The organism is Brochothrix sp. (assembly GCF_017549435.1).
Lineage (GTDB): Bacteria > Bacillota > Bacilli > Lactobacillales > Listeriaceae > Brochothrix > Brochothrix thermosphacta.
This window is the reverse complement of sequence record NZ_JAFYUW010000052.1, coordinates 1-13,122: the sequence shown is the minus strand read 5'-3', so window position 1 is coordinate 13,122 and position 13,122 is coordinate 1. Positions and strand designations below refer to the sequence as shown.

The following is a 13,122-nucleotide window of genomic DNA, read 5'->3' as shown; positions in this document are numbered from 1 at the left end:
ATACAGTCCGTATTTGTTGAAGGTGGCGCAAAAATATTACATGCCTTTATAAATGGTGGGTACTATCAACAATTATTGAGCTATGTGACGCCTCATCTTTTAGGGTCAGAAGGAGTGGATGCTATTGGGGGAGCCATTGTACAACAGCCAAATTTAAAATTAATAAGTATGGAGCAGTTAGGAACTGACTTTAAATTACAATGGCTACCACAGGAAAAGGGGGGGCTAGTATGTTCACTGGAATTGTTGAAAAAATGGGTCGGGTACAAAAAATAACACATCAGCGAGAGAGTATGGTGTTAGACGTTCTATTTCCAGAAACAGATTTAAAAGCAACTAAAATGGGTGATAGTATTGCAGTTAATGGTGTTTGCTTAACAGTTATTGCTATTAATGAGGGCGTATTTAGCGCTGAGGCGATGCCCGAAACGTATCGTACGACTAATCTATCCCTTTTGAAGCAGGGTGAACCCGTCAATCTCGAACGATCCTTGCCAATCACAGGTCGTTTAGACGGACATTTTGTATCAGGCCATGTGGATGGTACTGTGAAAATTAATCGCCGCTGGCAAGAACAAAATGCCATTTATTATGAATTGGCGTTGTTGCCTTCAGAAAAAAGACGTATTGTAAAAAAAGGTTCAATCACATTGGATGGTACAAGCCTTACTGTGATTGATAAAAGTACAGATGCTTTTGTCGTTGCTTTGATTCCACATTCTGCGGCACATACGGTGTTAGGTCAAAAAAAAGTGGGTGATATTGTTAATCTGGAAAGCGATTTATTGAGTAAGTATTTAGGTGCGTTATTAGAAGATAATGGACAAAGTATCAGTCAGTCGTTTTTAAAACAACATGGTTATTAACAATAAAGGGGGGAACGTTGTGTCAGTAAAAAAGAGAGTAGAAGAAGCCATACATTTTTTACAACAAGGAAAACTGATTATCGTTGCAGATGATGAAAACCGTGAAGCTGAAGGTGATTTGATAGGTTTGGCTCAATATGCGACGAGTGAAACATTAAATCAAATGGTAACAGAGGCACGTGGTTTAGTCTGTGTGCCGATGAGCGCAGGGACAGCTGGGCGACTAGGATTAGGGCAGATGACGATTGAAAATACGGATGTACATGGCACAGCATTTACCATCAGTGTTGATCATCACACAACAACAACAGGTATATCTACGGCAGAACGTGCATTGACAATTAGGGAGCTTGCCAATCCAGAGGCAAAGCCGAGTGATTTTTTACGACCGGGTCATATTTTTCCTTTAGTAGGGCAGGATAATGGAGCCATTGTAAGAGCAGGGCATACGGAAACCGCAGTAGACTTAGCTAGATTAGCAGGTGCGCAACCAGTGGCCTACATTTGTGAAATTTTAAATACTGATGGGACAATGGCAAGGCGACCTGAGTTAAAAGAACAAGCTGTTAGAATGGCAATCCCTTTTATTACCGTTGCTGATATTGTTAGGTATCGACATCTCATCAATGATCGTATTCTTGAAGCGGATGTTCAGGTCGATTTACCGACAGAGTATGGTGACTTTAAGGTACAGGTGATGACTTCATTATCGGATCAAAAAGAGCAGATTGTTGTTAGTAAAGGCGAATTTGAAACAGAAAAAATCCCATTAATTCGTTTGCACTCAGAATGTATGACGGGTGATATTTTTGGTTCGCACCGTTGCGAATGTGGTGAGCAATTGGGAGAAGCATTGCAACGGATTGAAGCGGATGGTACTGGTGCAGTTTTGTATTTACGCCAGGAAGGTCGCGGTATTGGTCTTGTGAGTAAGTTGCGTGCGTATCAATTGCAAGAACAGGGACGGGATACCTACGATGCAAATATTGAGTTAGGGTTTGAGGCAGATGGTCGTGATTACGGTATAGCAGCAGCAATGCTTAAAACACTAGGGATTCAGCGTATTCGACTATTGACGAATAACTTGGATAAAGTAACTGCTCTACAAGCCTATGGCATTGAAGTAGTGGAGCGTATTGCGTTGCAAATAGCCCCGCGCCTTGAAAATAAAGCCTATTTAAAAACAAAACAAACAAAATTTAATCATCAACTCACAATTGACTAGAGGAGGAAATAAGATGAATATTATTGAAGGACATTTACGAGGAACAGATTTAAAAGTAGGGATTGTGGTGGCGAGATTCAACGATTTTATTACCACTAAATTATTGGATGGTGCGGTAGATAGCCTTATTCGCCATGATGTACCAACAGATAATATTGATGTTGCTTGGGTACCAGGTGCTTTTGAAATTCCTTTTATTGCTAAAAAAATGGCTGAAAGTGGTAAATATGATGGCATTATCACGTTAGGTTGCGTCATTCGAGGTGCGACTTCACATTATGATTACGTATGTAATGAAGTGAGTAAAGGCGTTGCTAATATTGGTCTGACAACTGGCGTACCTGTGATTTTTGGAGTGGTTACGACCGAATCGATTGAACAAGCAATTGAACGCGCAGGTACAAAAGCAGGTAACAAAGGTGTTGACGCAGCTATGAGTTTATTGGAGATGGCACAATTAACAAAAGTATTAACTTAAGGGATATCTTATTTCCAAATGAATGGAATGAGTAACACTTCAGTCAATTTGCTGATGTCCGTTTATAAAAAAGGAATACCATTGAGCATTAGATTAGGCTTTCAGATGTTTATGCAGATATTTTTACAGAGTGTATGTTAATTTTGGAACCCTAGAAAAGACATCGATTATACAGAGGGGGTTCGTTAGCAACTATATTTTTAATTGGTTGATGTATCTAAAAAGGGGATGTGATTGAAGCTTTAAAAGGTGTCGTAGAGAGAGTTGTTTTTGTAGCAAAGCTCTAATCAGTTGTCATTAAAAAGTTGCACTTTTGTGCAACTTTTTTTGATGCCCATTATTCCTCCACTTAGAGGTAAGGCGCTGTATACGTAAGAAGAAAACGTTAGGTAGTTATCAAAATAAAAATGTTTAAGGTAAGTATGATTATAAAAAGCAGTGTTAAAACAAATGGTGTTATGACACTACTTTTTATAATGATGTCACAGCATTAGAGTTGTAGTAGGGAGCATTAAAGGGTCCAATTTTTTTTATCAACTGCGATTAATGCTCTTATATTAGCAATGTCATTAGCACTTAACAAACTATTAAAAAAGATGAACGCATCATATTCTTCGGCATTGACTGGTAAATCATAAAAATTACTGATAAGAATAATTTTTTCAGAAAGATCCTCACTTCTTAAAAGGGTATCCCGTGAGATGTTCTCACACGTGTTAATAATGATTTCTGTTCCAAATTCATCATACAATCTGGAAATAAGAAAACTAACATAAGAGGGGATGAAATCTGTTATTAGAAAGATTCGTATCGGTTTGTAATTGGAAGAAGTTATGAAAAAATCAGGGAATAACATTGTAATCATTTCAAAAAATCCATGATATTGATTTAGATCTTCAAGGAGCATTGGAGGATAGTTGAGTTGAGTCATTGTTTTTTTTAGTAAGGGTTCAAAGAGCGGATTTTTCTCGCGAATTAGATCAATAAAGGCCTTATTAAAATCGTATGCAAAAGAAGGGACACAATAATGGGTTGAACAATAGTTATAAAGCATATGTATGGATTCATTTTTGACAGTTGAAGAAGCGTAGCTATTTAATCCTCGCTCTAATTGAGTTATGAGGTCACTGATCATCTGTAAAGAAATATTTGTATAGGTAGAAAAGTAATAATCGGTTTCTTTCAGTGGTTGATTGTTATTAATAAATGTTCTATCTATATGTGGAAGTATATCTCCAATTGTTTCTAATGTGACAGCAAGACCTGTATTTTTAGTGAATTCAAGTTGGAAAATATTATCCGCTTTAATTGATGTATAAAGAGTGTTTGCGAAATAGTCATCATTAGTAGCAGAAGTGTGTTTATTTAAATGATACTTTTTTTTTGTTCGTTGAACACTGATATACAACCAGTATTTTAACAGGAGAGCGTTTGTCATAGATACTTTAGCACCCATAATAAAGAGTGTTTTTTCAGTGAGGGTATCATAAAATAGAACATTTTCTCCAAACGTTTGTTGGAAATCCAAACGGTTTTTTTCATAGAAAAAACTAGTGAAAGCTTGTCTTACTGTCCACTCATCTCCGTTTAGCTTCATCGGATTTGTAGTGATGAACAGACCTTTTGGCCGCAGTTCTTTATTGAGATTTTTCACCATCCTTCGAATGTTTGACTCGCTCATGAAAAGCGTATTTACATAGTATTGAATACTTTCTTCATGAAAAAAAAGTTGTTCGAAAAGTTTATATTCTTCAGCTGTTTGTAAAAAGTGTTTGTATGTTTCGTTAAGTCGGTAACCTCTTTTTGAAATGAGGGTGTAACAGCCATCACGATATTCAAACTGTAAGGATTCGAATTCTTCATTTATATAGTTGATGGTGTTGGTGAGGGTTGAAATTGAACACTTTAAAGTAGTTGTTAAATATTTTTGTGAGAGCGGCCTTGAGGCATTGAAACATGACTGTATTAATTGTAACTGTCGTTTATAACTTTTATTCGTAAGTAAAAACAAAATTTAACCTCCGATTATTAGAATAATTACAAAATAAGATACATTTTTATGTATCTTACTGGAATTGTAACATTTAATGGTGTTTATGATAGTTTCAAAAAAAAAAAAACAAAAATGAATTTTGAACGGTGGTTATTTGAGAATTTAAATATAATGAGTTAGTAATATAGATGCAAAGTTTTCACTTTATGTGGTTGTCTAAAGAACGAAGGGAGGGATTATAGTGGAGTCGAGAGTGGTGATTAAGTCACAAAAAGAGAGCGATAGCATAATGAATCAGAAGAGTATCGCACGGAGTAACGTTATTTTTTTAACTATATTTATAGTATTAGTGGCTATTTTTATTTATTACAGTGTTTGAACATAAGTGTTTTTTATAAAAAGAGCATTTAATTTAGAAAAGAGGAATGAATAATGTTTGTAGTGCCAGATTTTTTATACAATTTTATTAAGGTTTTTACTTTAATAATGTCGATAGTGGTTTTTATTCACTTAGGTTTTTATTCAATTTTAGGTTTATTTGGATTGAAAAAGGTAAAACGTAATTATGATATTAAAGCAGCTGATAAAAGTTTCCTAATTATTGTACCCGCACATAATGAAGAAAATGTAATTGATAACTGTTTAGAAAGTATCGGTCAATTGAACTATGATAAAAATCTCTATAAAGTGGTGACACTTGCAGATAACTGCAATGATAAGACCGCAAGTATCGTGAGAAAAAGGGACGGTGTTAATCTCTTTGAGAACAGAAGTAAAAGAGGAGAACCCCGAGGTAAACCTCATGTTATTGGTAAATATTTACGTGAAAATAAAACATATTGGCAAAATTTTGATTACATTGTTTTTCTTGATGCCGACAATTTAATTTCAGAAAATTATTTATTGGAAATTAATTCGCAATTTCTAGCACACACAGACTTAACAGTCATACAAGGTTATCTAGATTCTAAAAATATCAATGAATCATTTATGTCGCGTGGGTATGCAGCGGCCTATTTTATCACTAACCGTGCGATTCAATATGCAAAACACCGTTTGGGATGGAATACATCAATTGGTGGTACAGGTTTTGCAATCGATACAAATTATATTAAAGAAAATGGTTGGACACCGCGTAGTTATACTGAAGATTTTGAAATTCAAGTAGAGTTATCAATTCAAGGCAAAAAAAGTACTTGGAATCATTTTGCAAAAGTATATGATGAGAAACCAAATGACATTAAGACAAGTCATGTCCAAAGAACACGTTGGTCACAAGGACATTGGTATATTGCGATTTCAAAAACAGGTCAACAGCTAGGCTCTCTTTTCAAATCTAAATCATTAATAGAATTAATAAGTAAATGTGAAACATTGGTTTATTCTTATTCAATGCTACGCTCGGTATGGTTATTAGGTTTAGTATTTCTAATAGTGATTGATCGTCGTTTTATTGAAAGCTTTCCTTATTTCTTTTCGCTATTTTGGCTCTGGTTATTTTTTGAGTTTATTAATTATATATTATTACCGACAGTTTATATTATTCAAGAAGGTGAAAGTTATTTTGAAGATCTGTCAGTTCCTCAGCGTATCAAAGAGTATTTGTTGCTATGGATTGGTTACTTTTATTCAACGCTTCTTTATTACTTTGCACAAATTCAAGGCTTTTTCACATGGTTTTTACCACAAAATCACTGGAAAAAAACGGAACATTCAAGTGCAATTTCTACGGATAGTCTGAATAGAAAGTAGCGGTAAATAGAAAATGTATGTAGTTATTAATGTGAGTGTTATTTTAGCGTTAATGTTAGCAACAGTATTTTTCAATGCTAATAAAAAATCGAGGATATATCTGATAGGTTATCTATTGCTGGTTGGCCTATTAGTAACGTCAATGGTTGAAAATAGTAATATTAGGGACTTTTCCAATGTGTTTAATTATCCATTAACGATTTATTTATTAGGTTATTCAGTATTATTATTTGTAATTTCATTAACGAATATAGCGATTGGAAGTTATCTATTTATCATGATAGGTGTACTGCTTACGGTTGCCAATGGTGTGAAAAACGTAAGTACAGGTTTACCCATTGTTTGGGCGGATTTCCAAAATAATTTATTGAAAGAGGTAGTCTGGGAAATGACTATTAAACCGCATTTTATATTGGTTATAGTGACAGTTAGTGTCATAGTGTTATGCGGCTGGCTGTACAATAAATTTTGGAGATACAAACAACTATCGCTTGAATTACGAGTAACAGGTCTCTGTATTAGTGTAGTAGTAAGTGCGAGTTGTTTACTATATATCAATCATTCAACCAGTTATGCAACCCAAAGAACAAGCGAAAATCAAAACAGTGGTGCAGTTGAGTATTTTATTGAAAGTATGAATCCTGAAATAATGCCGCGACCAACTGATTATTCAGAAATAGTAATGAAGGACCTTGTTTTAAAATACAATGCAAAATATCCGATAGAAAAAATAGCAGTTCCTGTGAAAAAAGAAAAAATTATTTATATCCTCAGCGAATCCTTGATTGATCCCACGAAATTTCCTGATACAAAGTGGACCGAAGATCCGTTGCCAACGATTCATAAACTACAAGAAAAATTCGGAGGTTCGATGTATAGCCCAGTTTTTGGTGGTGGTACAGTTAATGTCGAGTTTAGTTTATTGAGTGGATTTGATTATAACTTTTTGCGAAAAAATAGTATTGCCTATAATCATATTTTGGAAAAAAACGATCATAATATCGGCATTCCTTTCTTTTTGAAAAAACAAGGTTATGAGACAAAAGGGGTTCATTCACATTTGAAAAAAGGCTATCAACGCAATGAGGTGTATAAAAAATTAGGATTTGATTCCTTTATATCACGAGAAACAATGATTGCTGAAAGTAAGGAATTGCCGATTTATTATGATGAAGGCTACATCAGTGATATGAGTTTTGTTGACCGTATTTTGTTAGAAGTTAACAAAAATGACAAGTCGACTTTTATTAACAGTGTCAGTATGCAAAATCATTATCCCTATACAGAAGCCACAAAAGGTAAGTTGAAGCAAGACGATAATTTATTAGAAAACTACCAAGATATCGTTGATGGTGACCAATTGGCCCTTTATGCGCGTGGTGTTAAAAAAATGGATACAACAATTGATTTACTTATTCAAAAGTTAACCGAGCTAGATCAACCGACAACAGTTGTTTTTTACGGTGACCATGGACCAGCTCTGAATCAATCATTATACGATAACGCTTTTTTTAAAGACGATAAACAACTTCAAAAATACTTAACGCCTTATTTTGTCTGGAACAATAAAATAAATGGTGAACAAAAACCAAAGATAATCAACCCAGGTTTTTTAGGTAGTTTAGCTTTCAGCGAAATGAGCGTAGCACAAGCTCCTTTCTACCAGTTTGAACATGACTTAATGCAAAAGTTACCTGCATATAATATTGCAAAGAACCTTTTTTTAAATTCGAAAGGTGAAAAAATTGCTTTAACAGCGCCACTAAAGGAGGCTCTGCACGATTATCAATTATTTCAATATGACATGTTTGTTGGAGAAGGCTACAGTAAAGAGCTCTTTAGCATTTAGCAAAAAGGAGGCAGCAATGAAAAAAAGGAAAATAATGATAGTATTTGGCACGCGCCCAGAAGCCATTAAAATGGCGCCACTAATTTTAGCATTGAAAAAAAATGTTAATTTTGAGGTCATCGTCACAGTAACAGCTCAACATCGCCAAATGTTGGATCAAGTATTAGCAACGTTCTCAATTTCGCCAGATTTTGATCTAGACATTATGAAAGATCAACAAACATTGTCTGAGATAACAAGTAATGTTATTCAGCAATTAGATTGTGTACTAAAAAGTGTAAAACCAGAACTAATCCTTGTGCATGGTGATACAACAACAACATTAGCAGCTAGCTTAGCAGCTTTTTATAATCAAGTGAAAATAGGTCATGTTGAGGCTGGACTACGCACTTATGATAAATACTCACCATTTCCTGAAGAAATGAATCGTCAATTGACAGATTCATTAAGTGATATCTACTTTGCACCCACTAAGGAAAGCCGTCAAAATCTCTTGAATGAAGCACATGATGAGTCAGCGATTCATATAACCGGTAATACAGCAATTGATGCATTGAAATATACAATAACAGATACATATGAACACCCCGTGTTACATAAAATTCCGCTGGAGGATCGTTTTGTACTACTGACGATGCATCGACGTGAAAATCAGGGTTCACCAATGGAAGAAGTATTTAAAGCGATAACTGAGGTGATAAATGCAGATATACACACGCACATTATTTTCCCAGTCCACCTGAATCCCATTGTACAAAAAAGTGCACATGAATTGTTAGGTAATCATCCCCGTATTCACCTCATTAGTCCACTAGATGTTTTTGATTTTCATAATATGGCTGCGAGAAGCTATTTTATTATGTCTGATTCTGGCGGAGTTCAAGAAGAGGCCCCTTCATTAGGAAAGCCGGTATTAGTCTTACGTGAGACTACTGAACGACCGGAAGGTGTCTTAGCTGGCACATTAAAACTAATAGGTACTGAAAAAGAAACTGTTCAAAACGCTATGCTAGATTTGTTAACCGATAGAGTGCTGTATGAACAAATGAGTAAAGCGAGCAATCCTTATGGAGATGGTAATGCCTCGGCTAAAATAATAGCCGCACTTATTAAAATGAGTTAAATCGAGAGCAGGATGAATTTCAATTTTAAGAACTAGCTTGTTTTTCATGACGGAATCAAGCGTAGTAATTCTGCTAAAATAAAGCAGAAAGTATGAGATATCAAAGGAGGAACAACGAATGACAATTAATAAAAAGAAGAAGGCAGTAAAATTAGCAGTAACGTCAACACTCATGATACCTGCAATTATGATGGTACCTTTAGTTGCATCAGCCGATATGACTAACAAAGAGGTGACAAAGAGTCAACTGAATAACATTACAAATAGCGCAGGTATAACACCTCTTGCTAGTATGGGAACAGGCTACTCTGACAAATTTAAAAATTTAGAAAACACAGATGGTGTCTTAACAATTAATACAAATTCATCGGCATTATTGGCTGTTGGATTTGCAACGCAAACGAAAACAACGATTACAGTAGATCCTGAATTTGCATCAGAATTTTTTAGTACACCGAATTACAAACAATATTTAGGAGGGTCTGTAGATCGTCTTCATAATATTGGGATTGGTAATAGCAATGTTAAGATTCAAAAATTATGGGATAAAAAAACGGGGCCGCTAAATGGTTTTGATACAGCTTATTTTGATGAAAAAATAAATGCCATTGTTATTTTTAGTGAAGTATCAGTAGTATCTGCGAATCAATATCAAAATGTTAATCTAGAAATTGATTTAGATAAATGGTCTAAAGATACGGGGCGTTTAGTAGAGCGTAAAGACTTCTTCAACTTTAAGGTGAAATCTGGAAACGCTGACCTTGGTATTAACTGGTCATGGGGTGCAGCAGAATCAGTGTTAAACGGTAATGATTTACCAGATGATACGTGGATTGAAAATAAGGTGAAACCGACTACAATTACTTCAGAAGATGAAATGACTTTTACTGGAGTAGGTTATCAACCAATGGACAATGAACATGATACAAATTATTTTGTAACATTAGAAATTGATGGAAAAAAATACAAAAACATCCAGCTAGATAGTGAAGGAAACTGGCAAAAAACGTTTGATAAACCACTGGGTAATGGTAAAGATAAACCTTTAGCAAATGGAACAGTTGTAAAGGCTTATGTAGAGGGTACTGAAACAGAAGCTAATGGTAATGGTATTGTGAATACAAAAGTTTCTGCACCTACTTTCTATACTGTGGGTGAAGATTCAACTTCATGGGCAGATTGGGAAATTAAAACACCTACCTTAGCGGATGCTTATGATGAAGAAACAATTATCACAGGTAACTTACCAGAGCAGAATCATCAAAATGGCCGCACCTATGAAACTGTTGTAACAGTTAATGATGTTGAGAAACAACGTGCTGTTATTTCAGGTGAATCTGGTTCTCTAGTCGCACCGTTATTTGATGAAGTGCTTCAAAAAGGTGACGTTGTTAAGGCCTATATTATCGGACATGAAGAAGGCGAAACAGATAAAGAAAGCCTTGTTGCTGAAACAGTTGTTCAGGAAAATAAAGAAGGGCAAGAAAGTTGGGAAAATTGGACAGTTGAACCAACAGAATTAGAAACTATTTCATCAGGTGATGAAATTATTAGAGGTGTCATCCCGATTCAAAATAAATTTAACGGTCGTACTTATGATGTTGAAGTGTTAGTGAATGATAAGTTAGTCGCGACTGAAGAAGGTTATACAGCCCGCGGTGGTGAATTTTCGGTGAGTGTTCCTGATTCAATCGACTTGAAATACAAGGACAAAGTAACAGCAATCGTTGTGGGGCACGAACTAGACAAGGAAGACAAAGATAGTGAAGATACGACAGAAACTGTGAAAGATGTTACAGATCATGAAAATTGGAAAGTTGCAGCAGCGACTATCAATGATGTAAAAGATACAGACACATTTGTATCAGGAACTGTACCAGTAGAAGATACAGAATTTGACCGTAACTATGAAATTGAGGTTGCGGTGAATGATGAAGTAATTAGTACACAAGCAATTACACCAGATGGTGATTATAAAATTGACTTACCAAAAGAAGTGAAATTAGCAGTCAAAGATAATGTTACAGTCACTGTCGTAGGTCATCAAGTTGATTTTGATGATGTATCAAGTGATAAAGTATCAACAGAAGTAATAGATGGTACGAACTGGTCTGACTGGAAAATCGCTAACCCAGAACTGGATGAATTAACAACAAAATCAACTGCTATTACAGGTGAAATTGCTAAGCAAGACATCGATTTTGATCGTAATTATACTGTCACTATCACACAAAATGGTACGGAAATTATAAACGAAAAAGTTGAATCTGATTCTAAATTCAATTTCGAATTACCAGAAAAAGTAACACTAGAAGAAGATGATGAAATTGCCATTACAGTTGAAGGGCATCAAAAAGATAAAGAGTCTAAACTGAGTGAGACAATCACTACAAAAGTTAAGGATGCTAGTAACTGGGCGGATTGGAAAATCGTTAATCCAGAATTGAATAATTTAACGGTTAAAGATACAAAAATCACTGGTAATATTCCTCAACAAGCAGTTGATTTTGGACGTAATTATTCAATTGAAATTGCACAAAATGGTGAAAAAATCATTTCAGAAGTAGTGAAATCAGAAAAAGAATTTAGTTTTTCATTACCAAAAGATGTAACTTTAGCTGAAGGTGACGAAATTACGGCGACATTAATTGGTCATCAAGACGGAAAAGAAAATAAAAAGTCAGAAAATATTACAACCATTGTAGAAAAAGCAGCAGCTGCAGAGACAACTTCTGAATTTAAACTAGGCTACTGGGAAAAATTCGGCTTAGTTTATGAAGGGAAAGTTAACAATGATGATTGGGATTTAACGGATAAGACAAAAGTTGAAAAAACGGTATCTGTTACTGATTCAAAAGGTCAAGTAGTGAAAACAATCACAGCTGCTAATACCGATTGGTATAAAACAGGGCAATTTGATGGTTATCAATTCATCGTTAACAATGATGTGTTAGGTGATTTAGCAGCGGATGATTACAGCTTCACGATGAATATTAAAATTGATGGTGTTGATCAAGATTCAGTTAAGCTAGAGCTAAATAAACCAGCAATGCGTAGTGGTGCTTATCATGATAAATACAATGATCTTGAAAGTGTTGTTTTGAAAGAGAATAAAGTATCGCCATTTGTCAGCGATAACTCTCCAGCGATTAAGATTGAAAAATTTGGCGAAGACACACAGCTTAGACTTTTCAATAAATATTGGAATAATAATACTGAACTCGTTTTTGATGGTTATGTGACGGGGGAAGAATCATTTAAAGACCTCAACAAAACGTTAGAAATTAAAGACAGCTCAAATAAAGTTGTAAAAACAATTGAAAACTTACACAGTGCACCAACTTCATGGGGTATTCCAACAAGTGTGGGCGATGACCATACGTTCCAAGCGATTATTCCTAAAGATTTTGGAAATGAAAAAAACTATGCATATGCTCTAAAAGTGCTTGATAAAGCAGGCAAAGAAGTATACAATTTCGAACTTAAATAAAGGCATGATTTTATTTACGACTAATCATAAGATTATAATTAGTGGTATTAAATCATAAAATAAAACGGAACGTTAAGACTTTTGTAAAAAAGTCTTGGCGTTTTTTTAGTTACATCATTTATTATTCAAGATGTGAGGTATATTTAGAGTATCAAAAGTAGACCCTTTTGATGAGTGTATAAGGAATTGATATTGACGTATGAATAAGACGTTAGGTAAAATAAAGAGATATATATATAGGGAGGTGTCAAATAACATGTCATTTTACACATATGAATATCTCATGAATGAATCTAATCTAACTAATTATGTGAAGTATGGTTTAACAATCGTTATTTTACTTTTT

9 protein-coding genes are annotated in these 13,122 nt (G+C 34.7%); 8 read left to right on the top strand and 1 reads right to left on the bottom strand.

The features are described from left to right. The 4 genes from IKV95_RS03710 to ribH form a co-directional block, all read left to right on the top strand. A partial coding sequence (locus IKV95_RS03710) for a dihydrofolate reductase family protein (RefSeq protein ID WP_287451420.1) occupies positions 1-276 on the top strand: 276 nt, incomplete at its 5' end. After that, positions 231-866, top strand: a complete 636-nt coding sequence (locus tag IKV95_RS03705; RefSeq protein ID WP_287451419.1) for a riboflavin synthase — start codon at positions 231-233, stop codon at positions 864-866. The genes IKV95_RS03710 and IKV95_RS03705, both read left to right, overlap by 46 nt. A gap of 19 nt (positions 867-885) precedes the next feature. Continuing rightward, positions 886-2,091 carry a GTP cyclohydrolase II gene (gene ribA, locus IKV95_RS03700; RefSeq protein WP_483296357.1) on the top strand — a complete coding sequence of 402 codons (1,206 nt, stop codon included), beginning with the start codon at positions 886-888 and terminating at the stop codon, positions 2,089-2,091. A gap of 13 nt (positions 2,092-2,104) precedes the next feature. Next, complete coding sequence (ribH, locus tag IKV95_RS03695; protein WP_029091046.1) at positions 2,105-2,569, top strand: 6,7-dimethyl-8-ribityllumazine synthase; 465 nt, start codon at positions 2,105-2,107, stop codon at positions 2,567-2,569. 511 nt (positions 2,570-3,080) lie between these two features. Here ribH and IKV95_RS03690 read toward each other — a convergent pair. Next, positions 3,081-4,580 (bottom strand): AcpB/EbpR/MafR family transcriptional regulator, encoded by a 1,500-nt coding sequence (locus IKV95_RS03690; protein WP_287451417.1) that lies wholly within the window; start codon positions 4,578-4,580, stop codon positions 3,081-3,083. Positions 4,581-4,994: 414 nt separating this feature from the next. Between IKV95_RS03690 and IKV95_RS03685 the strand changes: the two genes are divergently transcribed. The 4 genes from IKV95_RS03685 to IKV95_RS03670 all read left to right on the top strand — a co-directional run bounded on the left by IKV95_RS03685 (position 4,995) and on the right by IKV95_RS03670 (position 12,776). Continuing rightward, a complete protein-coding gene (locus IKV95_RS03685) occupies positions 4,995-6,314 on the top strand; it encodes a glycosyltransferase family 2 protein (protein WP_119904531.1) in 1,320 nt (439 codons plus the stop codon). A 13-nt stretch (positions 6,315-6,327) separates the two neighbouring features. Beyond that, the gene (locus tag IKV95_RS03680) at positions 6,328-8,163 is read left to right on the top strand and encodes an LTA synthase family protein (protein ID WP_287451416.1); all 1,836 of its coding nucleotides are present in this window, start codon (positions 6,328-6,330) and stop codon (positions 8,161-8,163) included. Positions 8,164-8,179: 16 nt separating this feature from the next. Then, complete coding sequence (gene wecB, locus IKV95_RS03675; RefSeq protein ID WP_036027013.1) at positions 8,180-9,286, top strand: non-hydrolyzing UDP-N-acetylglucosamine 2-epimerase; 1,107 nt, start codon at positions 8,180-8,182, stop codon at positions 9,284-9,286. Between the two features lie 118 nt (positions 9,287-9,404). Continuing rightward, the gene (locus tag IKV95_RS03670; RefSeq protein WP_287451415.1) at positions 9,405-12,776 is read left to right on the top strand and encodes a hypothetical protein; all 3,372 of its coding nucleotides are present in this window, start codon (positions 9,405-9,407) and stop codon (positions 12,774-12,776) included. Positions 12,777-13,122 lie beyond the last annotated feature (346 nt).

Excerpts from the sequence above, each read along its gene's own strand:
- IKV95_RS03705 (WP_287451419.1), top strand. The coding sequence starts at position 231 with ATGTTCACTGGAATTGTTGAAAAAATGGGTCGGGTACAAAAAATAACA.
- ribH (WP_029091046.1), top strand. The coding sequence starts at position 2,105 with ATGAATATTATTGAAGGACATTTACGAGGAACAGATTTAAAAGTAGGG.
- IKV95_RS03685 (WP_119904531.1), top strand. The coding sequence starts at position 4,995 with ATGTTTGTAGTGCCAGATTTTTTATACAATTTTATTAAGGTTTTTACT.
- IKV95_RS03680 (WP_287451416.1), top strand. The coding sequence starts at position 6,328 with ATGTATGTAGTTATTAATGTGAGTGTTATTTTAGCGTTAATGTTAGCA.
- wecB (WP_036027013.1), top strand. The coding sequence starts at position 8,180 with ATGAAAAAAAGGAAAATAATGATAGTATTTGGCACGCGCCCAGAAGCC.
- IKV95_RS03670 (WP_287451415.1), top strand. The coding sequence starts at position 9,405 with ATGACAATTAATAAAAAGAAGAAGGCAGTAAAATTAGCAGTAACGTCA.